The 25,551-nt window shown below is 71.0% G+C and carries 24 protein-coding genes; 9 read left to right on the forward strand and 15 right to left on the reverse strand.

All coding sequences use genetic code 11. The features are described from left to right. Positions 1–7: 7 nt before the first annotated feature. Positions 8–589: a DUF1214 domain-containing protein gene (locus tag PKE78_RS07035; RefSeq protein WP_271200169.1), complete on the forward strand. Its 582-nt coding sequence runs from the start codon at positions 8–10 to the stop codon at positions 587–589. After that, the gene (locus tag PKE78_RS07040; RefSeq protein WP_271200170.1) at positions 586–1,137 is read left to right on the forward strand and encodes a DUF1254 domain-containing protein; all 552 of its coding nucleotides are present in this window, start codon (positions 586–588) and stop codon (positions 1,135–1,137) included. The genes PKE78_RS07035 and PKE78_RS07040 overlap by 4 nt, the downstream gene beginning before the upstream one ends. On the opposite strand, the gene PKE78_RS07045 is transcribed toward PKE78_RS07040, so the two are convergent. Both PKE78_RS07045 and PKE78_RS07050 read right to left on the reverse strand, forming a co-directional pair. Further along, on the reverse strand, positions 1,127–1,888 hold the full coding sequence (locus PKE78_RS07045) for a hypothetical protein (RefSeq protein WP_271200171.1): 762 nt from the start codon (positions 1,886–1,888) through the stop codon (positions 1,127–1,129). The two genes, PKE78_RS07040 and PKE78_RS07045, sit on opposite strands and share 11 nt — an antisense overlap. After that, complete coding sequence (locus PKE78_RS07050; RefSeq protein WP_271200172.1) at positions 1,885–2,073, reverse strand: hypothetical protein; 189 nt, start codon at positions 2,071–2,073, stop codon at positions 1,885–1,887. Before PKE78_RS07050 ends, PKE78_RS07045 begins: the two co-directional genes overlap by 4 nt. Before the next feature lie 351 nt (positions 2,074–2,424). Between PKE78_RS07050 and PKE78_RS07055 the strand changes: the two genes are divergently transcribed. Both PKE78_RS07055 and PKE78_RS07060 read left to right on the forward strand, forming a co-directional pair. Next, entirely contained in the window at positions 2,425–3,546 is a 1,122-nt protein-coding gene (locus PKE78_RS07055) for a DUF2336 domain-containing protein (protein ID WP_271200173.1), read from the forward strand. 76 nt (positions 3,547–3,622) lie between these two features. Further along, on the forward strand, positions 3,623–3,835 hold the full coding sequence (locus tag PKE78_RS07060) for a DUF4287 domain-containing protein (RefSeq protein WP_271200174.1): 213 nt from the start codon (positions 3,623–3,625) through the stop codon (positions 3,833–3,835). 31 nt (positions 3,836–3,866) lie between these two features. Here the strand turns inward: PKE78_RS07060 and PKE78_RS07065 are convergent, their stop codons facing one another. From PKE78_RS07065 to PKE78_RS07075, 3 genes are read right to left on the reverse strand one after another with little or no spacing between them, the layout of a single operon-like run. Then, positions 3,867–4,196, reverse strand: a complete 330-nt coding sequence (locus tag PKE78_RS07065; RefSeq protein WP_271200175.1) for a DUF1491 family protein — start codon at positions 4,194–4,196, stop codon at positions 3,867–3,869. 13 nt (positions 4,197–4,209) lie between these two features. Then, positions 4,210–4,923 carry a peptidoglycan-binding domain-containing protein gene (locus PKE78_RS07070; protein ID WP_271200176.1) on the reverse strand — a complete coding sequence of 238 codons (714 nt, stop codon included), beginning with the start codon at positions 4,921–4,923 and terminating at the stop codon, positions 4,210–4,212. Then, positions 4,916–6,700, reverse strand: coding sequence for a sensor histidine kinase (locus PKE78_RS07075; RefSeq protein WP_271200177.1), 1,785 nt, complete (start codon positions 6,698–6,700; stop codon positions 4,916–4,918). Before PKE78_RS07075 ends, PKE78_RS07070 begins: the two co-directional genes overlap by 8 nt. Positions 6,701–7,074: 374 nt before the next feature. On the opposite strand from PKE78_RS07075, the gene PKE78_RS07080 reads away from it, so the two are divergent. After that, entirely contained in the window at positions 7,075–7,431 is a 357-nt protein-coding gene (locus PKE78_RS07080; protein WP_271200178.1) for a DUF5330 domain-containing protein, read from the forward strand. Positions 7,432–7,537: 106 nt separating this feature from the next. Further along, on the forward strand, positions 7,538–7,975 hold the full coding sequence (locus tag PKE78_RS07085) for a SufE family protein (RefSeq protein ID WP_271200179.1): 438 nt from the start codon (positions 7,538–7,540) through the stop codon (positions 7,973–7,975). On the opposite strand, the gene PKE78_RS07090 is transcribed toward PKE78_RS07085, so the two are convergent. Together PKE78_RS07090 and PKE78_RS07095 are read right to left on the reverse strand one after the other, a co-directional pair. After that, positions 7,956–8,756, reverse strand: coding sequence for a DUF6456 domain-containing protein (locus tag PKE78_RS07090; RefSeq protein ID WP_271200180.1), 801 nt, complete (start codon positions 8,754–8,756; stop codon positions 7,956–7,958). The two genes, PKE78_RS07085 and PKE78_RS07090, sit on opposite strands and share 20 nt — an antisense overlap. 172 nt (positions 8,757–8,928) lie before the next feature. After that, on the reverse strand, positions 8,929–9,345 hold the full coding sequence (locus tag PKE78_RS07095; protein WP_271200181.1) for a Ros/MucR family transcriptional regulator: 417 nt from the start codon (positions 9,343–9,345) through the stop codon (positions 8,929–8,931). A gap of 349 nt (positions 9,346–9,694) precedes the next feature. On the opposite strand from PKE78_RS07095, the gene PKE78_RS07100 reads away from it, so the two are divergent. Beyond that, complete coding sequence (locus tag PKE78_RS07100; protein WP_271200182.1) at positions 9,695–11,836, forward strand: S9 family peptidase; 2,142 nt, start codon at positions 9,695–9,697, stop codon at positions 11,834–11,836. A 139-nt stretch (positions 11,837–11,975) separates the two neighbouring features. Here PKE78_RS07100 and PKE78_RS07105 read toward each other — a convergent pair whose 3' ends face one another. Beyond that, complete coding sequence (locus tag PKE78_RS07105; RefSeq protein ID WP_271200183.1) at positions 11,976–13,226, reverse strand: hypothetical protein; 1,251 nt, start codon at positions 13,224–13,226, stop codon at positions 11,976–11,978. A 236-nt stretch (positions 13,227–13,462) separates the two neighbouring features. After that, positions 13,463–14,797 carry a hypothetical protein gene (locus tag PKE78_RS07110; protein WP_271200184.1) on the reverse strand — a complete coding sequence of 445 codons (1,335 nt, stop codon included), beginning with the start codon at positions 14,795–14,797 and terminating at the stop codon, positions 13,463–13,465. Positions 14,798–14,996: 199 nt separating this feature from the next. On the opposite strand from PKE78_RS07110, the gene PKE78_RS07115 reads away from it, so the two are divergent. Next, positions 14,997–15,593 carry a superoxide dismutase gene (locus PKE78_RS07115; RefSeq protein WP_271200185.1) on the forward strand — a complete coding sequence of 199 codons (597 nt, stop codon included), beginning with the start codon at positions 14,997–14,999 and terminating at the stop codon, positions 15,591–15,593. A 54-nt stretch (positions 15,594–15,647) separates the two neighbouring features. On the opposite strand, the gene PKE78_RS07120 is transcribed toward PKE78_RS07115, so the two are convergent. Next, complete coding sequence (locus PKE78_RS07120; RefSeq protein ID WP_271200186.1) at positions 15,648–16,955, reverse strand: sialidase family protein; 1,308 nt, start codon at positions 16,953–16,955, stop codon at positions 15,648–15,650. A gap of 182 nt (positions 16,956–17,137) precedes the next feature. Here PKE78_RS07120 and PKE78_RS07125 point away from each other — a divergent pair, with 182 nt between their 5' ends. Further along, positions 17,138–18,157: an alpha/beta hydrolase gene (locus PKE78_RS07125; protein WP_271200187.1), complete on the forward strand. Its 1,020-nt coding sequence runs from the start codon at positions 17,138–17,140 to the stop codon at positions 18,155–18,157. A gap of 2 nt (positions 18,158–18,159) precedes the next feature. On the opposite strand, the gene scpA is transcribed toward PKE78_RS07125, so the two are convergent. The 5 genes from scpA to PKE78_RS07150 all read right to left on the reverse strand — a co-directional run bounded on the left by scpA (position 18,160) and on the right by PKE78_RS07150 (position 25,549). Continuing rightward, entirely contained in the window at positions 18,160–20,319 is a 2,160-nt protein-coding gene (gene scpA, locus PKE78_RS07130) for a methylmalonyl-CoA mutase (protein ID WP_271200188.1), read from the reverse strand. Beyond that, complete coding sequence (locus PKE78_RS07135; RefSeq protein WP_271200189.1) at positions 20,316–22,307, reverse strand: methylmalonyl-CoA mutase family protein; 1,992 nt, start codon at positions 22,305–22,307, stop codon at positions 20,316–20,318. Before PKE78_RS07135 ends, scpA begins: the two co-directional genes overlap by 4 nt. A gap of 201 nt (positions 22,308–22,508) precedes the next feature. After that, positions 22,509–23,513: an autotransporter domain-containing protein gene (locus PKE78_RS07140; RefSeq protein WP_271200190.1), complete on the reverse strand. Its 1,005-nt coding sequence runs from the start codon at positions 23,511–23,513 to the stop codon at positions 22,509–22,511. Between the two features lie 208 nt (positions 23,514–23,721). After that, positions 23,722–25,104 (reverse strand): dipeptidase, encoded by a 1,383-nt coding sequence (locus tag PKE78_RS07145; protein WP_271200191.1) that lies wholly within the window; start codon positions 25,102–25,104, stop codon positions 23,722–23,724. 49 nt (positions 25,105–25,153) lie between these two features. Beyond that, positions 25,154–25,549, reverse strand: coding sequence for a type II toxin-antitoxin system VapC family toxin (locus PKE78_RS07150; RefSeq protein WP_271200192.1), 396 nt, complete (start codon positions 25,547–25,549; stop codon positions 25,154–25,156). Between the last annotated feature and the right edge of the window lie 2 nt (positions 25,550–25,551).

Genomic DNA, 25,551 nt, shown 5'->3' on the forward strand with positions numbered 1-25,551 from the left:
GGTCGCGATGCGGCTGATCCTCCAGGTGGTGCTGGCGTTCACGATCGCGGCCGGTCTCGGGCTTGGCGCGACATGGTGGTCTCTGACGCAAGCTTCGCCGCCGTTCGGCGCGCTCGCGATCGGCCCGTGGCGCGCGACGCCCGACGTCGGCGGGCTCGGCGCGGATCCCTACCTCCGGGCGTGGATCGCCCGCAGCGGCGAGGCGCCCCTGGCCTATGGCGACGGACTGAGCTTCGACGCCACGACCGACGACGCCGGCCGCCCGCTCGACGCGGCCTGCGACTACCGGCTCGAAGGCGACCTGCCGGCGGCCCGGCTCTGGACGCTCGCGGCCTTCACGCCGACCGGCGGTCGGCTCGCGAACCCGCTCGGACGCTTCGCGACCTCGAGCGCCGAAACCGTCCGCATGGCGGGCCGGCCGATCGCGATCGAACTCGCGCGCGACGCCCGTCCGGGCGACTGGCTGCCGCTCGGCGGCGAGGGCAGCTTCACCCTCCGGCTGGCGCTCTACGACACCGCGCTCGGGACGCCGCTCGCCCGCTCGGCGCCGACGGCTCTGCTCGCCATCATCCGCGGGACCTGCCGATGATCCGGCTCATCTACGCCGTAGCGATCGGGCTGGCGCTCGCGGGACTGATCCACGTGGCCTCGCTGCTCCGCGTGCCGCAGCTCGCGCCGAACGGGGCCTATGACCGGCTGGCGTCGCTCGAAGCGGACGGGCGGTTCGTGGTGCTGCCGGACGAGGGCGAGGCGGCGGACCGGCTGCCGTTCCGCGATCCTGCCTTCGTCACCGCCGCGTGCCGCTACGATCTTTCGCAGGGCCCAGTGACCGTGCGCGCCAACCTGCCGTCGTCCTACGGCGCCGTCGTGTTCCACAACCGCGGCGGCCAGCCGTTCTACGCGCTGAGCGATCGCGCGGCGACGAACGGCGCGGTCGAGGTCACCGTCCTCGACGCGGACGCCGCCGAGGAGGCCGAGGCGGACGAAACCGTCGAGGAGCGGCCGAACATCCGCATCGCCTCGCCGACGGAAACCGGATTCGTTCTCGTGCGTCTGTTCGCGCCGGCGCCGAGCGCGCGCGCCGGGCTGGCGGCGATCGCCGCCGGCGCAAGTTGCGCGCGCCGCGTCAGCCCTTGAACACGCCGCGGGGCGGTCCGGCCGGGCGCAGGCTGCGCAGCACGCTCTCCAACCGCGCGAGCGCGGCCTCCACGGCCACGGAGGCCCGGTCCGGCGTCTCGAGCACCAGCCGGTCGAGCGCGTAGCGGTAGGCGACGACGCGCTCCTCGAAGGCGATCTGAACCCAGGCCTCCAGCAGTCGGTTCTCCTCGACGCGGCCCTCGGCGTTCGCGACCTCGTCAGGCTCCACCTCGGGCACGGCGGCGAGCGCGCGCAGCCGGACGCGGTCGTCCTCCGCGACGCGCGAGGCGGCCTGGAAGAACGGCTCGACGCGCGCGGTGTCCGCCTCGATGTCCTCCTGCAGCCGGGCGTAGCGGGCGACGCTCGAGCGGTAGTCGACGCGGAGCAGCGCCCGCACGTAGTCGGCCTTGTCGATGCGCGCGCGCTCCTGCGGCAGGATGCGGGTGCGGCGAAGCTCCGCGAGCACGGCGCCGATCCGCTGGCCCTCATGCGCCGGCATGACCACCGCCCAGCCGAGCGCGCGCATGGCGTTCTCGTTGTCGGTGTAACGGTAGGACGAGACCGGCTCGCCGCGCGCCTGGGCGGCTTTGCGGCCGGCGAGCGGCAGCAGCCGGTCGTTGACGAGGCTCGGCTCGGCCCGGCCGAAGTCGCCCCGCGGCGGCGCGCAGGCGACGAGCGTCGCGGACAGGCAGGCGACGAGGGCGGCCGCTCGCGCTCCGGGCGCGAACGCCCGGAACGCGCGGGCGGTCACGAGGTCGGCTGCTCCGTCCGCGCCGGCGCGGACGACGCGGCCGACGCCCGGCCGGCGTCGCCGTGGCGCTCGTAGCGGACCCCGGTGAAGAACAGGATGTCGGCCCCGCGCCGTTCGGCGCGGCTGCGGTTCGCGGGCCGGGCGGACGGCCGCGGCGACGACTGGAATGCGAGCACGAGACCCATAATGGCTCTCCCTGCGGGGCGGGGATCGGATCGGTTCGTCTCGACCCGGGGCGGATCGACCGCCGGCGGGCCTTCTGAGGGGTAATTGGGCGACCGCGATGGTTAACGAGCGGTTACCGACGGGGTTAAGATCCCGATCACGCCTCCGGTGTGACCGCCGCGCCACGGCGAGGCCCCCTCCCCGGCGTCGGACTTGGCCGGTTTCCGACGAACATCCCGCTCTGGGACACTGGCGCGCGCTTTCCGTTCGCGCTTTAACGCGGCGCTAATCATAAGCGGCCTAGCGTTCCCGTACAGAAGCGACGGGATGGAACGCCGCCCCTCGCGCCCGCAGCGCCGGACAAAGGCTCGATGACCGACGAACTGCTTCCCGTCGAAGCTCTCGAGCGCCTGTCCCGGCAGGACGGCGTCGACGTCCGTCCGATCCTGCTCAGGGTGCTGACCGACCTGTTCATCCAGAAGCCGCACCACGCCCCCGAGGAGATCGCCCGCTACGAGGAGCTGGCGCTGCAGCTTCTGGATGTGGTCGGCGTCGAGACCCGCGCCGTGGTCGCCCGCAAGCTCGCCGGCGACCCGCACGCTCCGCAAGCCGTGATCGCGCGCCTGCTGAAGGACGACGTGTCCGTGGCGAGCCCGATCCTGGCGCGCTCGGACAAGGTCTCGCGGCATCATCTTCTGACGATCGCTCTCGACGGCGGCGTCGTGGAGGCGAGCGCGGCGGCGCAGCGCGCCGACATCGACGCCGACCTGGCCCGCATTCTCGCCCACCACAGGGACGAGCGGGTGGTCGAGACGCTGATCGCGAACCCCGCGCTCCAGCCGACGCCGCAGACGCTCGCGACGCTCGTCCGCCGCGCGCACTCGGCGCCCGTCCTCGCCGCCTCCCTGCTGCGGCGCTCCGATTTCGACCCGGCGGCGCTGTCGCCGCTCTATCTCGCGGCCGGCCCCGAGCAGCGCTCCCAGATTCGCGAGGCGATCGCCGCTCGCCCCGGCCGCGCCGCCCGCGCGGGCCGCATGACCGACCAGGCCGACGCCGCCATGGTGGAGGCCGCCGTCGCGAGCGGCGACCACGCGCTGATGGCTGAGGCGCTGTCGGTCGCGCTCGGCGTCAGCCCGACCGCCGCCGCGACGCTCGCCGCGGAGCCGAGCGGGGAGGCCTTTGTGTTCATGCTGCGCGGGCTCGGCGTCGAGCGCGACCAGATCGGACGCGCCCTGCTGCTGGCGCAGCCCGAGATCGCCCGGTCGGTCAACCGCTTCTTCCACCTGGTGGAGCTTGCCGAAACGACGCCCCGCGGCGTCGCGCTGGAGCTCGTGGGCGCCCTCGCCGGGCTTCAGGCCCCAACGCCGGCCGCGAAGCACGAGCCGCTGTTCGATCCCTCCGGCGCGCCTGAGCGGGCGGGCGCGGCCCGATCCGCGGCGCGGGTGCGCCGCCCGCTGACGCGGACGAGCGAGCCGAACCGCGGCCGCGGCTGAACGTTTCACCAGCGAGCGCTTGCGGCGCCGATCGCGTCAACGATGCGGAACGTTACTTGCGGGAGCTGCGACGAGCATGACCGACGACAAGACCAAAGGCCCGGCGTCCTATTTTCCGTCCATCGAGAAAAAATACGGAAAACCGATCGCTGAATGGAAGGCGCTGGTGCGCGCGGCACGGCCCGCCAAGCATATGGAGTTGGTCGCCCTCCTGAATGAGCAGCACGGAATGGGGCACGGCCACGCCAACGCGATCGTCGCCCATACGCTCGCCGAAGACGGCGCGTAGGCCGCGCGGACCTGTCTGTCGCCGGACATGGCTAGTCCAGAAACGCGCGTCCCTCGCGGTCTTCGATCGCCACGATCCAGACGTCGGGATCGAAGCGCAGCTCGCGCGCGAGCCGCGCCTCGACCTTGAGGCCGTCGACGCCCTCCAGCACGCGTTCGAACGAACGCGCGCGCGTATCATCGGCCTCGCTCTGCGCCGCCGGGACATAAAAGTCGTTGCGGCCGTCAAGCCGGTCGACGATCAGGAAGATCGCGCCGGCCTCCGCGGCGCCCCGACGCCGCACCATCGCGTAGGCGCCCTCGAGGTGGCACCGCCGGACATGGGCGGCGACCCAGAACTCCGACGTCAGCCGGGCGGTCATGACCTGGCGCCGGTCATTCCAGCGCCATGCCCGAGACGGCCTTCAGCTCCCGCAGCACCTGCGGGCCGGGTTCGCCGGTCTGCGGCAGCTTGCGGTCGCGCTCGAAGCTCAGCAGGGCGGCGCGCGTGGCGGCGCCCATCTTGCCGTCGATCGCGACCGGGCCGTAGCCGAGCCGCGCCAGCGCGCGCTGCACGGCCATGAGCTTCGGGGCGGAGATCGAGCCGGTGGTCGCGGGCTGGGGCTTTGGCGCCGGCGGCTCGGCGCGCGGCGGCAGCGGCGCGACGCGGGCCGCGTTCGCCGGCGCTACCAGCAGCGCCGCCAGCACGCGATCGGACGCGACGCCGGTCACGGCCGTTCCGGACGCCTGCTCGAAGGCCGAGATCGCCGCGCTGGTCTTCGCGCCGAACACGCCGTCGACGGCGCCGTCGTAATAGCCGCGGGCGAGCAGCGCCTCCTGGATCTGGGCCACCAGTTCGCTGCGCTGGGGCGCGGGCGCCGCGTCCGTCCGGGCGCCATGCTGGGCCGGCGCCTCGCGCTGAAGCGCCGCCGGGTGGCGACCCTGCTGCAGCGCCAGCGCATTCACGAGGATGGTGGCGACGCCGGCCGCGGCGACGAGGGCCGCGAGCGTGTCGACGGGCCGACGGCGGGCGACCGCAAACACCCTGCCCGCCAGCCCGGTCGTGGCCGACGCGTCGTCGTCATAGGTGCGGGCCATGGCTTTAGGCACTTTTCTTCACCTTCAACTCGAGCGGGGAAACCGGGCGCGAGCGGCCGAACGCGGGGCGCTCGACGGGGGATTCCGTCAGGGGCCGCGCGGGATCGAGCGGCAGGCTGACGGTCACGCGCGTGCCGCGGCCGACGACGCTTTCGAAGCTGATCCGGCCGCCGTGCAGGTCGACCAGCCCGCGCGTGATCGACAGGCCGAGGCCGGAGCCCTGGCGGCTCCCGCCGCCGGCGTTCGGAACCTGGAAGAACGCTTCGCCGAGCCGACCGACATGGTCGGGCGCGACGCCGACGCCGGTGTCGCGCACCACGATCAGCGCCGCGTCGCCGCTCGCGCGAAGCGAGACCGCGACCTCGCCGCCCGAGGGCGTGAACTTGATCGCGTTCGACAGCAGGTTGAGGATCACCTGGGTCAGCGCGCGACGGTCGGCCGCGATCTCCGGCACGTCGGCGCCGACATCCGCGACCACCCTGACGCCGCCTCGCTCAGCGTCGAGCGCGAGCAGCCCGACGCAGCGCGCCACGAGCGGCGCCAGCGCGCAGGGCTCGGACGCCACGGGAAAAGCGCCGGTCTCGATCTTCGCCATGTCGAGCACGCCGTCGACGATCTCCAGCAGGTGCTGGGCGGACTGGTGGATGAGCCGGCCATAGTCCGACCGGCGGCCGACCACCTCGGACGGCGCGGGGCTTTCGGACAGGATCTCGGAGAAGCCGAGGATGGCGGTCAGCGGCGTGCGGAGCTCATGGCTGACCGACGCGAGGAACCGCGATTTCTCGTCGGTGGCGAGCGCCGCGGCCCGCTCAGCCTGCTCGACGCGCTCGGCCAGCGCCTTGCGCTCGGTGACGTCGCGGAACATGGCGAGGGCGACGCCCGCCTCGGCGCCGGGGCGCGCGGTCATGTCGAAACAGCCGAAGCGCGGCGGGCAGCCGGCCGGCGCGGCCCGGCGCAGCCTGACCTCGACCGAGGAGCGGCGCTCGCCGGCGGCGGCCGAGGCGATGGCCTGAAGGAAGGCGGGGCGGTCGGCGATGTGGACGCGATCGAACAGGCCGGAGCCGTGCAGGTCGCGGGCGGAGGCGCCGAGCAGCCGCTCGCTCGCGGCCGAGGCGAAGGTCACGGCGCCGTTCGGGCCGTGGCGGGTGGCGAGATCCTCGACCGAGCCCGCGATCATGTCGAAACGCGCCTGCGCCTCCCGCGCCGAGGCGGCGGAGCCGGCGATGGCGGCGCAAGCGCGGACGGCGAGGCCGAGGGCGCAGAGCCCGGCCCACAGCGCGCCCGCCGCGGCGTAGCCGGGCGTCGCGGCGACCGCAGGCAGAACCGCGCCGGCCGCCGCGGCGGCGACGGCGCCGGCGAGCGCCGCGGCGACGCCGGCGAGCGTGATGCGGCGCGAGCCGGACAGCGCGGCCTCGAGCGGCGCGAGCGCGAGCCAGGGCAGCGCCGGCGAAGCGAGGCCGCCGGTCGCGGCGGCGACGCCCGCGATCAGGACGGTCAGCGCCAGCGACGAGAGAAGATGCGCGCGGGCGAGATCGCCGGTCGCGGAAAGCCGGAGAGCGATCACGATCGGCGCGACCAGCCAGGCGAGGACGCCGAGTTCCAGCGCGCCGGGCGCGCCGGCGAGCGCGAGCAGCATCGGCAGCGCCGCGAAGGGCAGCACGCCGGCGGCCATATGGGTGGCGAGAAAGGTCGCGTGCCGCGTCAGCGCAGCCGAATCGTCGGACGCCGAAGGATGGACCTTCGCGGCGACGTGCCCGGCCAACGCCTTGAGGGAAGCGAGCTGAAGCACGCGTTTACTCCGACGGCCGCGCCGCGCCGGAGCGCGTCGCGGAGGCCGCCCCGCGGGACGGCCGACACTCAATTCACGATCCGCAGACTGGCAGCGCAGGCTTAAGCGAACGCTAAAACGGCGAGGCGCGCCTGTCGCCAAATGCATTCGGCGAAGCCCGCGCGCCGGGCGCCGCCTCATACATTGACGAAAGCTTGATGAAAACTTTCAAAGGTCTGAACTGCTCGGGTCGAATGCAGCGCTTCCGGTTCAACGCGATTTAGGCCGACGGTGCTAGCGTCTGTACTCGACGCGCCGCAGGACGGGCGCGGGACGCGAAGTCAAGGTCCACGACGATGATGTTTCTTGTGCGAGCCGCCTTCTGGATTTGCGTGATGCTGATGATCCTGCCGGTCGCGGGTCCCAGCGCCGACGGCCCCACCGCTTCCGAGAAGGCCTCCATCGACGCGTTGTCGGCGCTCGCCGCCGCCGGCGCCACCGTCTCCGACGTCAAGGGCTTCTGCGAGCGCCAGCCGGGCGCCTGCGACGTCGGCTCCCAGGCGCTGAAGCTGATGGGCGAGCGCGTCGGCGTCGGCGCCGCGATGCTTCAGGACTATTTCGGCGGCGAAGCGACCACGGGGGCGGCCGCGACGCCCGCGGCGAAGCTCACGGCCCCCGCCCGCGACACGCTGACCCCCGCCGACCGCAAGCCGGCCTGGCGCGGCCAGCCCGCCGGCGCGCGCGCCGCCTGAGCGCTTTAGAGACCCCGCCGGACGCGACGGATCGGGGGCCGCCGCAGCCTTTTCCTTTGCAGCGGCGGCGCGAACGACTTACCTCGCGGGGAACAGCGAGGACGCCATGGCCGCCGGTATTGACGAGATCGTCGAGGGCTTCGAGTTCATCGACGACTGGGAGGAGCGCATCCGCTACCTCATCGAGCTCGGCCGCGAGCTCGAACCCCTGCCCGATTCGGCCCGCACCGCCGCGAACAAGGTGCAGGGCTGCGCCAGCCAGGTCTGGCTGGAGACCAACGTGGGCGACGGGCCCGACCCCGTGCTGACGTTCCGCGGCGACAGCGACGCCCATCTCGTGCGCGGGCTGGTGGCGGTGATGATCGCGCTCTATTCGGGCAAGCGCGCGGGCCAGATCCTCGCGACCGACGCCGGCCAGCTGATGGACCGCATCCAGCTCCGCGAGCATCTGACGCCGCAGCGCTCCAACGGTCTGAAGTCCATGGTGGAGCGGATCAAGCGCGAGGCGGCCGCCGCAGCCGGCGTCACGTCCGGCGCGGCCTGAGTTCGTCGGCCGCCGTCTCCGGCCAGCCGACGATCCGGCCGCCCCGGTCCGGGCCCGTGGCGCTGTCGCCGTAGCCGTAGTGCCGCGCGAGGCTCGCGAGCGCGAGGCCGAGCACCAGCTTGCCGCCGCGGGCCGGCCATCCGCGATCGCGCTCGACCGCCTCAATGCCCTTGAGGAAACAGCAGACGTCGAGCAGCGCGCCGGACAGCTCCGGCCCGACCGCCTGCAGCGCGCGCGTCACGCGGTCCCGCGCCGCGAGCGCCGCATCCGCTACCTCCGCCCCCGCGCCGGCGCCGCCCCGATGCGCGCGTCCCGCGCTGACGTCCCAGTTCGCGGTGACGCGCGGGCTCATCTGGCCGCGGGAGAAGTCGGCGCGCAGGCGCTCGCCCGCCAGCACCTCGTGAGATGCGAGCATCGGACGGCCGTCGCGGCCCTTGCGCCGGGCGAGCCAGGCGAGCGGGCTCTCGTCGAGATTGACCAGCGCCTCGGCGGTTTCGCCGTCCACCTCCACGGCGCGGCGCTGCAGCGCCTGATGCTGCGCCCGGAAGCCGTTCTCGCCTCCCGTCTCGCGGGCCGCCCGGGCGCGGCCGAGGGCGGTCGCGACGACGCGGCCGTCGGGCCGCCGCGCGATCAGCCCGCGCCGCGACAGCGCCTCCGCGGCCGCTTCCCCGACGTCGCCCGCCAGGCCTTCGGGGCCGGCGGCGAGAACGCGGCGCAGCAGCCGCCTCTCCGCGGCCTCTAGCCGGATGGACGACTCAGCGGCAGGGCGGCTCGGCGGCATCGGTGTTCTCCACAATCTATGAGCTATTATTCCTTTATAGGATTATATTCTAGACTCGACAAGCCGTCGGCTGGACGCCGGCGCGCTAACGAAAACGCCGCCCGGACCCGAGGTCCGGACGGCGTGGCGCACCGATCGTAAAGGTTGGTCGCCGCAAGAGGCGACCCGGCGGTCAGTCGCGCTTTCCGCGCTGCTGGCCGAGGCCCATCTTCTTCGCGAGCTCCGAGCGCGCGGCGGCGTAGTTCGGCGCGACCATGGGATAGTCGCTCGGCAAACCCCACTTCTCGCGGTACTCCTCCGGCGACATGTCGTACTGCGTGCGGAGATGGCGCTTCAGCGACTTGAACTTCTTGCCGTCCTCGAGGCAGACGATGAAGTCTGGCGTCACCGACTTGCGGACCGGCACCGCGGGCTTCGGCGCCTCCGCGACCGGCTCGGCATCGCCCTCGGAGACGCGGCTCAGGGCCACGTGCACGTCCGCGATCAGCGCGGGAAGGTCGGCCGCCGGAACCGAATTGTTGCTCACATAGGCCGACACGATATCGGCGGCCAGTTCAATGTAATTCGCGGTCGTCGCGTTCTCGCTCATAAAAACCCCAAATCCGTGCCTGTGAACGAGCCGGAGGTTCCGCCAACGGGACCGTCCGCTCGATGAATTGACGCAAGCATCTCTCGCAGGACGTCGCACTACGACAGCATTCCCAAATCCGGGGACGCTGCATTCCCGCCTTACATAGCTAGGGAGGCAAACGCCGGCAAGTTGTTCTGGTGCAAGCCTCCACACTTATTGCGCATAATCGCCGGAACACTGGCGCAGGTTCGCGAGGCGACCGAGCGCGACGCAAAGTCGCGGGCGCGGCCGGCGGTTCCTTGTGGCGGGGGCGAGCGCTGTCTAACGTCCGCCTCCCGCCAACGCACGCCCCGGAGCGCCTCGCCCGATGGTCGCCGCCCCCCTGCCCCCGCCGCCCGTGGCGGAACGCCGCCCGCATGTGACCGCCGCGCATGGCGTCCGCCTCGAAGACCCCTACGCGTGGCTGAGGGCGGACAATTGGCAGGAGGTGATGCGCCGCCCGGAGACGCTGCCGGCCGACGTGCGCGCCTATCTCGAGGCCGAGAACGCCTACGCCAAGGCGCTGCTGGAGCCGCTCGATCCTCTGAAGGCCGCGCTCGTCGCGGAGATGCGCGGCCGGATCAAGGAGGACGATTCCACCGTCCCGACCGCCGACGGCCCGTTCGCCTACGCCGTGCGCTACCGGACGGGCGGACAGCACCCGATCGTGGTCCGGCGTCCGGCGGACGACGCGTCCGCAGAGGAGACCGTACTGCTCGACGGCGACGCGCTGGCGGAAGGCCACGCCTTCTTCCAGCTCGGATCGTGGTCGCCCTCGCCCGACCACCGCCGGCTCGCCTGGAGCGCCGACGAGGCCGGCTCCGAGTTCCTGACCATCCGCGTGCGCGATCTCGCGACCGGCGAGGATCTGGCCGACGCCGTCCCCGACGCCACCGGCGCGGCGGTCTGGGCTGAGGACGGCTCGGGCTTCTGGTACGTGCGGCTCGACGCCCAGCACCGGGCGCTCGAGGTCTACCGCCATCGCCTCGGCGAGGATCCCGTTTCCGACGAACTCGTGTTCCGCGAGGCCGAACCCGGGTGGTTCGTCGGCGTCGACCGCACCCGCTCCGGCGCGTTCTGCGTCGTCACCGTCTCGGACCACGACACCTCGGAAGCCCATCTCATCGACCGCGCGACGCTCGACGGCGCGCCCCGGCTGGTCGAAGCCCGCAAGGCCGGAACCCGCTACGACGTGGACCACCATCCCGCGCTCGACGGCCGCTCGACTCTGGTGCTGCGCACCAACGCGGGCGGCGCCGTCGACTTCAAACTCACGGTGAAGCCGGTCGACGGCGGGCCGGAAAGCGACCTCGTCCCGCACCGTCCGGGCGTCTACGTGCTCGACCACGCTGTAACCGCCCGCCACGTCACGCGGCTGGAGCGCGAGGACGGCCTGCCCCGGATCGTGGTGCGGGAGCTCGCGACCGGCGCCGAGCACGCCATCGCCTTCGCCGAGGAGGCCTACGCGCTCGGCATGGACGCGGGCCCGACCTTCGACGCCGACCTCGTCCGCTTCGTCTACTCCTCGCCCGCCACCCCGTCCGAGACCTGGGACTACGATCTCGCGACGCGGGCGCGCACGCTGCGCAAGCGGCAGGAGGTGCCGTCGGGCCACGACCCGGACGCCTATGTGGTGCGGCGCCTGCAGGCGCCGGCTTCCGACGGCGCGCTGGTGCCGGTCACGGTCATCCACAGGAAGGGCCTCGCCCTGGACGGCCGCGCGCCCTGCCTGCTTTACGGCTACGGCGCCTATGGCATCTCGATGCCGGCGTCGTTCTCCGGCGGCCGGCTGTCGCTGGTCGACCGCGGCTTCGTCTACGCCATCGCCCACATCCGCGGCGGCGCGGACAAGGGCTGGGGCTGGTATCTCGACGGGAAGCTGGACAAAAAGACCAACACCTTCAGTGATTTCATCGCCGCAGCGGAGACTTTGGTTAACGAAAGCTTCACCTCGGCCGGACACATCGTGAGCCATGGCGGCTCGGCCGGCGGCATGCTCATGGGCGCGGTCGCGAACCTGCGGCCGGACCTGTTCGCGGGCGTGCTCGCAGACGTGCCCTTCGTCGACGTGCTCACCACGATGATGGACGAGAGCCTGCCGCTGACCCCGCCGGAATGGCCGGAATGGGGCGATCCGATCCGCGACGCGGCGGCCTTCGCGCGCATCCGGAGCTACAGCCCGGTCGACAACGTGGCGCCGCGGCCCTACCCCGCGATCCTCGCGCTCGCCGGCCTGACCGATCCGCGCGTCACCTATTGGGAGCCCGCCAAATGGGTCGCGCGTCTGCGCGCCGCGACCACGTCCGGCCGCCCGATCGCGCTCAGGACCAACATGGACGCCGGCCACGGCGGCGCGTCGGGCCGGTTCGACCGGCTCGAAGAGGTGGCGCTCGCCTACGCTTTCGCGCTCGCCGCCGTCGGCCATCCGGACGCCGCAGCCGCGCCGCCCGCCTTCGGCGCGGCCGGCTGAGGCGCGGAGCGCCGCGTTCTGACGACAAATCTCTATCGCCGCCTTGAGCGGCTAGGCGGGGTTCTTGGCGGTGGTCCGGTCGGAGGGTCTGAAGCGTCCGAAAAGCGACGACGACAAGCGCTGAGGACGCATGACGACTTCAGCTGAGCACGATCGGATGCAGCCAGTTGTGCACAGGCCAGGCGTTGTCCAGCCGCATGGGGTTTCCGGAGCTTCGAATGACGCCGCGCCCGCGACCATGATGATGACGACGGTGGGTGACCGTCGTGGCGTAAGCCAATTCGGGCGCGCCTATGATCTCGCGGCTAAATCTCAGAACGATCGTGTCCGGCGACAGGCTGTCCTGGAATTCCGGGCCATGAAGCACGGACTCGACTGTGAGAGGAAGGCCGCCGCGTATCGACTCGCCATCGCGCGCCGTCCATCCTCCGCCAGAGCCAAGCCCATAGGGCTCCTTAAATTTTACGATAGCGTTCGTCCAATCGACGGCCGCAAAGGTCTGGTCCGGCGTACGGAGCTGCACCAGAGCCGTGCGCGCGTCGAACATTCGCCACGTCTCGACGCTCGTCGCCACATGGCCGAGCCCCGCCATGCGGCGGCTGATGGCGTTGCCAATCTGAGCGCCCAGCATGCGGTATCCCATTACAGTGGGATGACCGCCTTTGCCGCTCAGCGTGTGCTGGATCGCATACATGGCGCCGGCGTTGACGTGCTTGAGCGGTGATAGCCGCCCCGCCTGTTCCGCCGCCATGGCCACATCCGGAAAGGCCCAACCGTCCGCGCCGGGCGGAGCGGTGTTGCCAGGATCCGTGTGGAACATGGGCACGCTACGGCTTTGCCCGGTGATGCTTCGAACAACATCCTCAAAGGCTTCCTGAAGCTGAAGGACCTGCCTCAAGCGGGTCCAGTGGCGCGTGCCGGTCTTGTGTTCCGCCTGGCCCTGCAAGAAAACGATCGCAGGCACGATCAGCCTTCTGCCCTGCGCCGCGGAAACGCGGTGGCAGCGTTCCACGAGCGTCGTCAACTGCGCGAAATAGAGGCCACCCTCGACGAACGTCTTGAACGCCCGGCCGCCCCGGCCGACCACCGCCATGACGATGCGGCTCGACACGTCGCCACGCTTCTCGAGGCCGACGACGATCTGGTGGCCGCACTCCGAGCAGATCGTCTCCGAAACGGCTGCGCCGTACAACTCGTCTCGGCGCCTTTCGACCAGCGGCTCATAGCTGTCGAACGCCCGGTCGGCCGGAAACACGTAACCCGGAGCTCCGGGCATCAGCAGGCGGTCGGGGTGCTTCGCTTCCTCATTGTAGGGCCTGTCGTCGCTGTCAATTAAGCCCAATGCGTAAGATTGACCGTAGACCGGGATTAAATAATCGACGCTAGTCATCTAGTCTCCGTCATGCGCGCACAGAGGAGATGCGTAAGCCGCCATATGTTGGCCTGCAAGTTTCCAGCGCGCGGCGCCTCGCCTCAGTCAGGTTCTGGCCCGAGCTTAGCCGAGATACGCCGAAAGGGCCGTAAGCCCGCCGCCAAGCGATCCGCGCTCCTCCGATTTCCGCCGTCTTCTCTTCCAGGCTGTGCCGTGACGACCAATCAGTTCGTACAGCTTTTGCCGACCAGGCCTTAGCGCGTCCTGTCAGGCCCCGCCGGTTCGCCGGACGGGCGTCCTTCGAGCGCCGCGAGCGCGGCCTCGAACTCCTCGTCGCCGCCACGTTTCGGATCGGGCGTCGGCTCCGGTTCGGGCTGCGGTTCCGGCTCGGCGTCCGGCTGGGGCTCCGGTTCGGACGCGCGCGGCGGATCGAGCGGTTCGGCGGCGTCCTCAGCCGCGGGAACGTTCTCCGCTTCCACAGTCGCCTCCGTTTCAGCCGCAGCAGGGTCCGCCGCGTCGTCTTCGTCCAGGCGGCCGCGCGCCGCGATGATGGTGGCGCGCAGCTCCTCGATCGAGGCGAACCGGCGGGCCCCGTGCTCGCGCTGGGCCTCGATCGAGCCGTCGGCGAAGAAACGGTAGAAGACGCCGTTGTGCTCGCCCTCGCGCACCACCTGCCGCGATGGATCGGTGTCGTCCGCGACCTCCGAGGGAGACGCGTCGTCAGGCTCCAGTTCGCGGGTCTCGGCGACGGCTTCCGCGGTCGCCGTCTCGGGCTCAGCTTGCACCGGCTCATCCGCGACCTGCGGCTCCGGCGCGTCGTCGTCGCCGGCGGGCCGGTCGTCGTCAGGCTGGACCTCAGGCTCCGACTGCGCGCGCGCTTCGCGGCGGGCGCGGGCTCGGGCGAGCCATTCCGGCACGCGCGGCTCGGGCTTCTCCGGCGCGGGCGCCGCAATGGGCTCCGGCTCGATGTCCGCCGCCACGGGCTCGACCGGCTGCGGATGCGCCGCAGGCTCCGGCTCGTCGGCCTCATGGCGGATGTCGTCCTGGCGCTCGCGCTCGGCGCTCGCCGGCGCGCCGGCGCCATAGGCCGCGGCCAGCACGCCGCCGCCGAGGATCGGCGCCACTACGGGCGGCGTCTCCACGATCGGCGGCGCCGGCTCGGCACGCTCGGCCGCCCTCGCCGGCGCGGGGACGCTCGGCGCGAGCTCCGCCACGCGCGGAAGCCGCGGCTCGCGCCGCCCGGAAGGAGCGACGGGCTCAGGGTCAGGCTCAAGCTCGCGCGGAGACAGGTCGCCGAAGGCGGGCTCGGGACGCGGCGGCGCGAGCGGTTCGGCCGGCGGGGCCGGCGGGGCGTGGCGGACGAAGGGCAAGGCCGGGGCGATGTCGGCGTGAGCCTCGACCGGCCGGCTGGCGACGGCGCGGGTCAGGCGCCCGATCGCGTCGGCCACCGCGCCGAGCCCGATCGCGAACGCGCCCGAGCCGGCGAGGTTGGCGGCGATGTCGAGCGTCGCGATCATGTCGCCGGTGACGAGCAGGAAGCCGCTCCACAGCAGCAGCAGCACGCCAAGGGCGTAAAGAACGACGGACATGAGCGGCGACCCCCCGTCATCCGGACTGATTCCAGCGGGCATGTTGCCGCCATCGTGGTTATTAGAGCGTAAAGCCTCGAATTCCACGGCTCGGGAACGGCGAACAGGCGTTGTCCCGGCCCGAATGCGGGCCTATGTACCGCGAGCACGCCGTCCGCCGGCGCGGTCGGCTCAAGAGACATCCGTTCTGGAGATTTCCATGTCGTTCAAGCTGCCTGACCTGCCCTACGCCTACGACGCGCTCCAGCCCTACATGTCCAAGGAGACGCTGGAGTTCCACCACGACAAGCACCACAACGCCTATGTCGAGACGGGCAACAAGCTGCTCGAGGGCTCCGGGCTCGAGGGCGCGACGCTCGAGGAAGTGGTGAAGCAGAGCCACGGCAAGAACGCGCCGCTCTTCAACAACGCCGCCCAGCATTACAACCACATCCACTTCTGGCACTGGATGAAGCCGAACGGCGGCGGCGCGATCCCGGGCGCGCTGGAGAAGAAGATCGCCGAGGATCTCGGCGGCGTCGAGAAGTTCAAGACCGACTTCCAAGACGCCGGCAAGGGCCAGTTCGGCTCGGGCTGGGCCTGGCTCGCGCTCAAGGGCGGCAAGCTCGAGATTCTCAAGACCCCGAACGGCGAAAATCCGCTGATCCACGGCGCGGTCCCGCTGCTCGGCGTCGACGTGTGGGAACACTCCTACTACATCGACTATCGCAACCGTCGCCCCGACTACCTCAAGGCGTTCATTGAGAACCTGGTGAACTGGGAATACGTCGAGAAGCTCTACGACGAAGCGAAGTGATTTTCGGGAAGGGCGGGCCGGCTTAGCGGCCCGCCCTTCCCTCCGCGTACAGAGCTAAGGCCGGAGACAGATGTCTCCGGCAGGCTGCAGCGGAAGAGCGCGGAACTTGATGGCGGCGCGGTAGTCGTCCTTCGGAGCGAGAGCGCCCTCGAACACCATCGCGACTTGCCCAGCCCGCACCAAAGCCAGATCGCTGTAACCCGCCCCACGCCGGTCGATCAGGCAGGACGACCACGTCCGCCCATCGTCGCGGCTCACCGACAGCGTCAGATCCTTTCGGTCGCGCCCTTTTGCGCGCCCGTTCGTCGGTCCGTCTGACGTCGGGTGCGACAGCGCCTGGACAGGTCCATCGACCAGAAATCCGGGCGTGACAGGCGGGATGGACAGATCGTCGTCCCGAGTCACCGACGCGTATGTCTCGCCGCCATCCAGGCTGACGGCCGAAATGCGATAAGGCCTGCCGTCGCCGGTCATCTGGAACGCCGCGCCGGTAGGGCGAAGACTGGCGACCAGGCGGACGCCGTCCGGCGAACCGATCACGGTTTCACCGCCCTGAAGCGCGCCCTCGCCGTGCGTGGTGGCCCCTTCGCGCCAAGTTCGACCGCCGTCATCCGACAGCAGCAGTCTGGGATAGGCCGGAACGACGATTCGCCCGCTCGCAAGCCGCACGCCATGGCCCGGTCCCGGCTGCTTGATGCGCGTGGACGGACCAACGAACGTCAGCGGCTCAGCCTTGGACCATGATCGGCCGCCGTCTGCGCTCCGCGACATCCACAGCGCCTGCTCGGCGCGCACCCCGTCGCATTCCGCCCTGTCGCTCGCCTTGAACCGTACGCAGCGGATGCTGTTACGCGGGCCCTTGGAGCGGTTTACGGAGAAAACCAAGAGAACATTGTCGTCGCCGGCCGGCGCCAGCGTGGCGTTCCCGGCCAGCGCCACCGTATAGCCATCGGTCATAAACGTCTTGTGGTCGACGACCACGCTCAGGTCGCTCCATGTTTCGCCCCCGTCGGTCGAACGTCGGGCGACGAGATCGATTGAACCGGAATCCGTGCAGCGTTGCACTTTGCGGCGGGCCGGCTTGAGATCGGCGGCGGCGGCGACGTCTTTTTCGTAACCGAAGCGGCGCTCCACGATGACGGTCAGCGCCCCTTTTGAGTTGATGAGGGCGGGAGCGCGATAGCAGACGCTGAACGATGACGTGAAGAGCGCCTTCTCCGGCGTCGCCGAACCGGCTTCCGACGGGGCGGCCAAGGCGAGCCCAATCGAGGCAAGCAGGGACGCCGCGACCACGATCGGTCGGAGCTTTCGCCGGCGCAGCGCAAACCAGCGCGGAGCGCGTGACTTCGGTAGGGCGTTCATTCGCTCTTCCTGATGCTGAACTTCGGCCCAAACGGAGCGAAGGACTGTGGCGCCGCCATGGTCCGGAGGGTCGCGCTCGGGGCGCGAATCGTCACGTTGGCGCGACGCCGCCCGCTTGCCCCGCCCGGCCCTGCGCCCTATCCAAAGGGATAAATGGTAACCCACCACCTGCAGGAGGGCTGATGAGGCTGCGTCTTCCGTCGCTCTGCGCGACCGTTCTGGCGCTTCTGTGCGCCTCGCCGGCCGACGCCGCGGGATCGACCGTCAAGCGCAGCCTCGAATTGCCGAGCGCGGCTCTCGGCCAGCCGCTGCGCTACTCGATCTACCTGCCCGACGGCTATGAATCCAGCGCCCGACGCTACCCCGTGATCTACCTGCTGCACGGCTTCGGCGGCGACGAGGTCTCGTTTCTCGACGACGGCGACTTGCAGGAGGTCGCCGACCGGCTGATCGCTACGGGCAAGCTGCCGCCCGCCATCCTCGTGACGCCGTCCGCCAAGAAGGGCTGGTACGTGGACAACGCCGCGACGGGGCGCTGGCAGACGGCGCTTCTGGACGACCTGATCGACGGCGTCGACGCGACCTATCGCACGGTGAACGCGCGCGAGGGCCGCGCCATCGGCGGCTACTCGATGGGCGGCTACGGCGCGCTGCGGTTCGCGCTTCTGGAGCCCGACCGCTTCGTCGCCGCCGGTAGCCTGTCGGGCGCGCTGTTTCCCGACGTGAAGGCGGCGAGCGACTTCCCGGCCTTCCAGCTCGCGTTCTTCGGCCACGCCTTCGGGCCGAATTTCGATCCGAAGGCGTTCAACGCCGCGAGCCCGTGGCGGAGCCTCGCGACCGACGCCGCGGCGGCCGAAACGCCAGCGCTCTACATGAGCGTCGGCGACGACGACATCAAAATCCTGCTCGCCGGCAACAACGCCTTCGACAAGGCGCTCGACGACGCCGACATCCCGGTCGTCTATCATGTGGTTCCCGGCCGGCACGACTGGAAGCTGTGGTCCTCGGAGCTGACGCCGATGCTGAGCTTCATCGGCGAGCGCCTGAAGAGCGCGCCGCCGGCGCCGGCCACCGATCCGGCGGCCCGCATCGCGGACCGGGTCGGGGCGGCCGCCCGCGTCGAGCAGGTCGGAGCGCCGGCGACGCCCGCCGCGCCCACGCCGCAGCCCGCGGCGAGGCCTATCGTGCTGCCCAGGCCGTAAAGCTACTCCGCGGCCTGCGCGTTGGCGTAGCCGAGCCGCTCGTTGAGCTGCGCGATCAGGCCCTTCGCGGCTTCGGCCACCACCGTGCCCGGCGGGAAGATCGCAGACGCGCCGGCCTCGCGCAACGCGGGGTAGTCCACCGGCGGAATGACGCCGCCGACCACGATCATGATGTCCTCGCGGCCCTCGTCCTTCAGCGCGTCGCGCAGCGCCGGCACCAGCGTCAGGTGGCCCGCCGTCATCGACGAGATGCCGACGACGTGCACGTCGTTCTCGATCGCCTGTCGGGCGGCCTCCTCCGGCGTCGCGAACAGCGGCCCGATGTCAACGTCGAAGCCGAGATCGGCGAAGGCGGAGGCGATGATCTTCTGCCCGCGATCGTGCCCGTCCTGCCCGACCTTGGCGACCAGGATGCGCGGCCGGCGGCCGTCGGCGCGCTCGAACGCGGCGACCAGCTTCTGCACCTCTTCGATCACGCCCATGTTGCGCGCCTCCCGCTTGTAGACGCCGGAGATCGACTTGATCTCGGCGCGATGGCGGCCGAACACATTCTCCATCGCGATGGTGATCTCGCCGACCGTCGCCATCGCCCGCGCCGCGTCGATCGACAGCGCGAGCAGGTTGCCGTCGCCGCGCGCGCCGTTCTCAAGCGCCGCGAGGGCCGCCTCCACCTTCTTCGGATCGCGCTCGGCGCGCAGCCGCTTCAGCTTCGCCTCCTGCGCGGCGCGCACCTCGGCGTTCTTGATCTGCCGGACCTCCAGAGTCTCGTTCTTCAGCACCTTGTAGGCGTTCACGCCGACGACGGTCTGATCGCCCGAGTCGATCCGCGCCTGCGTGGTGGCGGCGGCCTCTTCGATGCGGAGCTTGGGCACCCCGGCCTCGATCGCCTTGGCCATGCCGCCGAGGCGGTCGATCTCGGCGATGTGCTCCAGCGCCTTGGCGGCGAGGTCGTGCGTCAGGCGCTCCACATAGGCCGAGCCGCCCCACGGGTCGATGAAGCGCGTCGTGCCGCTCTCCATCTGCAGCACGAGCTGGGTGTTGCGGGCGATGCGCGCCGAAAAATCGGTCGGCAACGCCAGCGCCTCGTCGAAGGAGTTGGTGTGCAGCGACTGGGTTCCGCCTTGCGTCGCGGCGATCGCCTCCAGCGTGGTGCGGGTGACGTTGTTCCAAACGTCCTGGGCCGTCAGCGACCAGCCGCTGGTCTGGGAGTGGGTGCGCAGCGGAAGCGACTTCGGGCTTTTCGCGCCGAGGTCGGTCATGAGCTTCGTCCAGATGAGGCGCGCGGCCCGCATCTTGGCGATCTCCATGAACACGTTCATGCCGATCGCCCAGAAGAACGACAGGCGCGGCGCGAACGTGTCGATGTCGAGGCCCGCCGCCATGCCGGCCCGGACGTATTCCGCGCCGTCGGCGAGCGTGTAGCCGAGCTCCAGATCGGCCGTCGCTCCCGCCTCCTGCATGTGGTAGCCGGAAATCGAGATCGAGTTGAACTTCGGCATGTTCCGCGACGTATGCGCGAAGATGTCCGCGATGATCCGCATCGAGGGCTGCGGCGGGTAGATGTAGGTGTTGCGGACCATGAACTCCTTCAGAATGTCGTTCTGAATGGTTCCGGCCAGCTTCTCCTGCGGCACCCCCTGCTCTTCCGCCGCCGCGATGAACAAGGCGAGCACCGGCAGCACCGCGCCGTTCATCGTCATCGACACGGTCATCTTGTCGAGCGGGATGCCGTCGAACAGCGTGCGCATGTCGTAGATCGAATCGATCGCGACGCCCGCCATGCCGACGTCGCCGGCGACGCGCGGATGGTCGCTGTCGTAGCCGCGATGGGTCGCGAGGTCGAAGGCGACCGACAGGCCCATCTGGCCCGCCGCGAGGTTCGCCCGGTAGAACGCGTTTGAATCTTCCGCGGTGGAGAAGCCGGCGTACTGCCGGATCGTCCACGGCTGCGCGGCGTACATCGTGGGATAGGGACCGCGGATGAAGGGCGGCAGTCCCGGCCAAGTGTCGAGGCCCGCGAGCCCCTGAAGGTCGTCCTCGCCATAGAGCGGCGGCACGACGATGCCCTCGGGCGTGGTCCACGGCTCGCCGGCGCGCGCCGGCGGGGCCACATCGGGACGGCGCCAGTCGATCTCCGCGAAATCAGGCAGGCGGGCGGTCATCGGGCGGCTCCGGCGCTCTGGCGGTTCGGCAGATCGACGACGGAGCGCAAGATGTCGAGCGCGTCGTCGCCGGCCGCGACGAAGCGGGCTACGCCCGCGGCCGCGAGTTCGTCGCGACCTTCTCTCGGCTTGCCGGCGAGCCATACCGTCGCGCCGCGCGCCTTCAGGGCCGCGGCGAGCGCCGCCCCTACCTGGGCGTAGCCGTCGTCCGAACCGCACAGGATCGCGAGCGGGGCGCGCGTCGCGCTCCAGGCCTCGGCGACGGCCTCGGGCTCGGCGCCGACCGGCCCGTCGACGGCGTCGACGCCGCCGGCGACCAGCAGGTTGCGGATGAACCCGGCCCGTCCGGAATGGCGCGCGATCGGCCCGACAAGCGCGAGAAACGCCGAGGGCGGCGACGGCGCCGCCTCGTTGCGGGCCCGCAGCGTCTCGAACGGCTCGGCGAGCCGCTCGGTCGCGATCGGATGCGCCACCACGCTCGGGATCGGCTTCGACGCCGCGCGAATGTCCGCAAACGAGGCGCCGTCGTGGTACGCGCTGACCATGGCGTCGAACCCTGCGACGTCGTCGGTGATCTCGACCGCGAGCGGCTTCAGCGCCGGGGCGGCGGCGACCGCGGGCCCCGCCTCCGACACGACGGCGAGAGGCGGCCCGGCCTGCGGGAACTCGCTGACGCCGACGATCGGCGCGCTGCGCCTGGCGATCGCGGCGGAGCGGGCGGCGCGGGCGTCGGCGAGGCGCTGCTGCCAGCTCCCCTCGGTGAGCGCGGCGAGCATGCCGCCGCCGGCCTCCACCTCTCGGAACAAGCCCCATGCGGCGTCCGCCAGCGCGTCGGTGAAGGCTTCGATCGCGCCGGCGCCCGCGGACGGATCGGCCACGCGGTGGACGTTGCTTTCCTCGAGGATGATCGCCTGCGCGTTGCGCGCGATCCGGCGCGCGTCCCAGTCAGACGCGCCGAACGCGCTGGTGAAGGGCAGCACCACGATCGAGTCGGCGCCGCCGGCCCCGGCCGCGAAGGCGGCGATCGTGGTCCGAACCATGTTGGTGTGCGGGTCGCGCAGCGTCATCATGCGCCGCGACGTCTCGACATGGATGTGGACCGGGCGGTCCGGCAGCCCGCTCTCGCGCCGCCACGCCGCCCACAGCAGCCTCAGCGTCCTGAGCTTCGCGATCGAGGCGAACTGCTCGGCGTCGCAAGCGAGGGTGAAGGAGACCGCGTCGGCGGCGGTTTCGACGGACAGCCCGGCGGCGACGAGGCCGCGCACATGCTCGGTCGCGGAGGCCAGCACGCCGGCGAGCTCCTGGACCTCGCTCGCGCCGGCGTTGTGCCAGGACCGACCGCAGATGGTCAGCACCGGGCTCGTGAAGCCGCGCCGCGACAGCCCCGTGATCGCGCCGGCGACGCGGCCGCACATCGCCTCCCAGGAGCGCGGCAGCGCCCCGGTGCGGACGAGGTCGCGCAGCACGTCGACGCCGAACAGGATCGACACCGACGCCGGATCGATCTTGCGGCGCTCCACAAGCGCGGTCGCGAGCGCCGCGCTCTGCCTGCCGCCGAACGGCGCCACGTCGAGATGGATCGGCGCGAGATCGAGCAGCACGCCCTCGAGTGCCTGATCCAGCCGGTCCAACGTGTCGGCGGCGACGCCGGCGCTTGTCCCCGGCTCGCCGAACACGAGCGACAGACCGGCCGCGCCGTTGTTGAGATCCTCGAGCGCCTGGGCGTTGGCGGCGGCCGGATCGCCGATGTCGATGCGGGTCATCGCGACCCAGCGCGCGCCGGCCGGGCGACCGACGACGACCCGCGGCGGGACACGTTCCGTGATCGCGTCCACCGCAAGGCCGTCGAGCGTGCGGCGCGAGATGACGCCGTCGAGCGGGCGGCCCTTCAGCGCGGCTTCGGCCGCGGCGAGCCAGGCGTCGCGGCTCGCGTTCGCGAAATCTCCGGCGAAGGCGGTCGCCGACGCAGTGGTCGATGCGGTCGTCATACGGCTCTCATGTCGGCGGGCGCGCCCGCTTTCATCACGTTCCGGCGCACATCTTGGCGTGCGAAGAAGCCGGATCCGCGCGCCGAGGCTACGGCGGCGGCCGGCGACGCGCCATAATGCGCCGCAGCATAAGGAGCAGCATAGCGCCGCGCGCGACACCCGGCAGATAGTATATCGCCGAAGGGAGGAGAGCGCCGCGCCCTAGAACGACACGCCGAGCCGGCCGCGGGCGGCGTGGGTGGCGAAGCCGTCGCGGGATCCGTAATCGTAGCCGAAGTTCAGGTCCACGCCCTCGGCGAGCGACGTCCCGACGCCCAGTCCGCCGACCACGCCGCGCCCGGTCGGCGCGCCTTTCCACGACTGCCGGATGCTCGCGCCCGCCGCGGTCGACGCCCGCAGCGGCGTGCTGTCGAAAGCCAGCATCTCGTCCGCGCCGACGAAGGCTTCGAGCTTCACGGCGTGGGTCGGATCGACCTTGAACGAGCGCGCCGCCTTGAGCCGGAACGACCCGATCGCGGCCTGCGCCAGCCGGGAGCGGTAGCTGAAGTTCGTGGCGCCGCCGTGCTCCCTGTAGCCGGACAGGGCGTTGGCGTAGAGGCCGACACCGATCGAGGGCGAGACCTTGACGCCCTCGACGTCGAACGTGGCGCCGGCCTGCGCCGCGACGCGCGCGTTGCGGGCGATCGCCCGGCCGCGCGAGCGGCTCTCGTCAGGCCCGCGATCGATGGCGCGGAAGCCGATCACCGAGCCGCCAAACAGCAGCTTCGCGAAGGCGGAGCCCTTCTGCACGCGGCCATAGACGTCGACGTGCTGGGACAGCGTGCCGCCGACGAGATCGCCCGAGGACACCTCGCCGACCCCCGACGCCGTCATCGCGCCGAGGACGACCCCGTTGCTGACCTCCCGGTCGACGCCGACGCGGAACTGCGACGCGTTGCCGCCATATCCCAGACGCTCGCCGCGCTCGGCCTGGCCGAACGAGGCCGCGCCGAGATCGACGAAGGTCTTCAGCTCCGTGACCGGAGCCTTCTCCTTGCGCTCGGCGTCGAGACGGCTGAAGGCCGCCTCGGTCTCCGCGTGGGCTAGAAACACGCCGGCCTCGACCAGCGACTGGGCGCCGCGGAGGTCATCCGCCCGCGCGGGCGCCGAAAACGCCAAGGCGATCGCGCCGAGCCCGAGCCCCGCGCGTGTCCAAAACGAAAGCATTCCGCGACTCCGAAGATTCCGATCGGGCGGCCCGCACGGCGCGCCGATACGTGTCGTTCGCAGTCGCAGTATGAACGATCATTCAGAGTCCGCACCCCGCCTAGGGTCACAACCCTGTCATGCGGTAACCAGAGGGGGCTGATTGTGGCTTTTCGGACTCGGACCGGCTATCGGCCGACAGGATCATGCTGCATTGCAGCGTAACCGCTCAGGCCGCCAGCGCCGCAAGGATGCGTATCCAGGAGCGCGTTCCCTTTCGGAAACTTTCGAGATCATACTTCTCGTTCGGGGAATGAATGCGGTCGTCGTCGAGCGCGAAGCCCACGAGAAGCGTGTCGAGGCCCAAGAGGCGTTTGAAGTCGCCGACGACCGGAATCGAGCCGCCCGAGCCGATCGTCACCGGCTCGGCGCCCCATTCCTCGGCGAGCGCGGTCCGCGCCTTGGCGAGCGTCGGGCTGTCGAACGGCAGCCGGATCGCGCGCGAGCCTTTGTGACCTTCGAACTCCACCGCGCAGTCGGCCGGAAGCCGCTCGCGCACGAAAGCGCGGAACGCCTGCCGCACCTGCGCGGGGTCCTGATCGCCGACGAGCCGGAACGACACCTTGGCGTGGGCCTCGGACGGGATCACGGTCTTGGCGCCGGCGCCGGTGTAGCCGCCCCACAGGCCGTTGACGTCGCACGTCGGGCGGGACTGGATCTGCTCGATCACCATCCGGTCCGGCTCGCCGGCGGGAATGGCCAGCCCGATCGGCCCGAGGAAGCTGTCCGCGTCGAGCCCGAGGCCGCGCCACTGCTCGCGCACCTCCTCCGGCGTCTCGGGCACGCCGTCGTAGAAGCCCGGCAGCGTCACCTTGCCTTCCGGCCCGTGCAGCGCGGCGACGATGCTCGCGACCACGTGGAGCGGGTTGCGCGCCGCGCCGCCATAGAGCCCGGAATGCAGGTCGCGGTCGGCGGCGCGGACGGTGATCTCCTCATAGACCATGCCCCTGAGCGCCGAGGTGATGGCGGGGCGCCCCTCGCCCCACATCGCGGTGTCGCACACCAGCGCGACGTCGGCGGCGAGCTCGTCCTTCGCCTCCTCAAGGAAGCCCGGAAGGTTGAACGAGCCCGATTCCTCCTCGCCCTCGATCAGCAGGGTGACGCCGACCGGCAGTTCGCCGGTCGCCGCCTTCCAGCAGCGGCAGGCCTCCACGAAGGTCATGACCTGGCCTTTGTCGTCGCTCGCGCCGCGCGCCACGATGACCTTCCTGCCGTCTTTCGCCGTGACGATCCGCGGCTCGAACGGCGGCGTCGCCCACTTCTCCAGCGGGTCCACCGGCTGCACGTCGTAATGGCCGTAGAACAGCACGTGCGGCGCGGACGGCTTCGGCTGGGAGGCCAGCACGACCGGATGCCCCGGCGTCTCCCGCAGGGCGGCCTGGAAGCCGAGCGCCGCAAGATCGCGCTTCAGCCAGTCCGCGGCCTCGCGGCAGCCGTGCTTGTAGGCGGGATCGGTCGAGATCGAGGGAATCTTCAGCAGCGCGAACAGCCGCTCCAGACTCTTGTCGAGCCCTTCGTCGGCGGCCGCGAGCGCGCGATCGAGGTCGGACATTTGAAACATTCCTTCAGACGAGCGGGTGCTGACGCGACTGGCTTCGCGATCAGGCGAGATCTGTGTGGACGAAATCGTCGCCCTTGTAGAGCAACGGAACGGCGTGAGCCTGCGCACAGGCATAGGCGAAGCAGTCGCCCATGTTGAGGCGGGCGGGGTGGCCCGTGCCTTTGCCGTAGCGGGCGCGGGCGGCGACGGCGAGGCGGCCGATCTCGGCGGTGACGGGAATGGTTTCGACGCCGATGGCCTTCAGATAGCCGAGCACTGGAATTTCCGCCGCAGCGAAGGTCAGGGCGCGTCGCGTCGACACGGCGAGAGTCGTCTCGAATATGGCAAGCGGCGATGTGATCGCCGTCGAAGACGTCTCAAGCAGCCGGCGCTCCAGCTCGTCGCCGTCGCTTTCGGAAACCAGGATCGCGACCAACGCCGATGCATCGACAAACAAGA

The sequence above is a fragment of the Methylopila turkensis genome (genome assembly GCF_027922325.1).
GTDB classification, from domain to species: Bacteria; Pseudomonadota; Alphaproteobacteria; order Rhizobiales; family Methylopilaceae; genus Methylopila; species Methylopila turkensis.

Bases quoted from the DNA above. Each gene is read 5' to 3' on its own strand.
- PKE78_RS07035 (WP_271200169.1), top strand. From the start codon at position 8: ATGCGGCTGATCCTCCAGGTGGTGCTGGCGTTCACGATCGCGGCCGGT.
- PKE78_RS07040 (WP_271200170.1), top strand. From the start codon at position 586: ATGATCCGGCTCATCTACGCCGTAGCGATCGGGCTGGCGCTCGCGGGA.
- PKE78_RS07050 (WP_271200172.1), bottom strand. From the start codon at position 2,073: ATGGGTCTCGTGCTCGCATTCCAGTCGTCGCCGCGGCCGTCCGCCCGG.
- PKE78_RS07055 (WP_271200173.1), top strand. From the start codon at position 2,425: ATGACCGACGAACTGCTTCCCGTCGAAGCTCTCGAGCGCCTGTCCCGG.
- PKE78_RS07060 (WP_271200174.1), top strand. From the start codon at position 3,623: ATGACCGACGACAAGACCAAAGGCCCGGCGTCCTATTTTCCGTCCATC.
- PKE78_RS07065 (WP_271200175.1), bottom strand. From the start codon at position 4,196: ATGACCGCCCGGCTGACGTCGGAGTTCTGGGTCGCCGCCCATGTCCGG.
- PKE78_RS07080 (WP_271200178.1), top strand. From the start codon at position 7,075: ATGCTGATGATCCTGCCGGTCGCGGGTCCCAGCGCCGACGGCCCCACC.
- PKE78_RS07085 (WP_271200179.1), top strand. From the start codon at position 7,538: ATGGCCGCCGGTATTGACGAGATCGTCGAGGGCTTCGAGTTCATCGAC.
- PKE78_RS07090 (WP_271200180.1), bottom strand. From the start codon at position 8,756: ATGCCGCCGAGCCGCCCTGCCGCTGAGTCGTCCATCCGGCTAGAGGCC.
- PKE78_RS07095 (WP_271200181.1), bottom strand. From the start codon at position 9,345: ATGAGCGAGAACGCGACGACCGCGAATTACATTGAACTGGCCGCCGAT.
- PKE78_RS07100 (WP_271200182.1), top strand. From the start codon at position 9,695: ATGGTCGCCGCCCCCCTGCCCCCGCCGCCCGTGGCGGAACGCCGCCCG.
- PKE78_RS07105 (WP_271200183.1), bottom strand. From the start codon at position 13,226: ATGACTAGCGTCGATTATTTAATCCCGGTCTACGGTCAATCTTACGCA.
- PKE78_RS07110 (WP_271200184.1), bottom strand. From the start codon at position 14,797: ATGTCCGTCGTTCTTTACGCCCTTGGCGTGCTGCTGCTGCTGTGGAGC.
- PKE78_RS07115 (WP_271200185.1), top strand. From the start codon at position 14,997: ATGTCGTTCAAGCTGCCTGACCTGCCCTACGCCTACGACGCGCTCCAG.
- PKE78_RS07120 (WP_271200186.1), bottom strand. From the start codon at position 16,955: ATGAACGCCCTACCGAAGTCACGCGCTCCGCGCTGGTTTGCGCTGCGC.
- PKE78_RS07125 (WP_271200187.1), top strand. From the start codon at position 17,138: ATGAGGCTGCGTCTTCCGTCGCTCTGCGCGACCGTTCTGGCGCTTCTG.
- scpA (WP_271200188.1), bottom strand. From the start codon at position 20,319: ATGACCGCCCGCCTGCCTGATTTCGCGGAGATCGACTGGCGCCGTCCC.
- PKE78_RS07135 (WP_271200189.1), bottom strand. From the start codon at position 22,307: ATGACGACCGCATCGACCACTGCGTCGGCGACCGCCTTCGCCGGAGAT.
- PKE78_RS07140 (WP_271200190.1), bottom strand. From the start codon at position 23,513: ATGCTTTCGTTTTGGACACGCGCGGGGCTCGGGCTCGGCGCGATCGCC.
- PKE78_RS07145 (WP_271200191.1), bottom strand. From the start codon at position 25,104: ATGTCCGACCTCGATCGCGCGCTCGCGGCCGCCGACGAAGGGCTCGAC.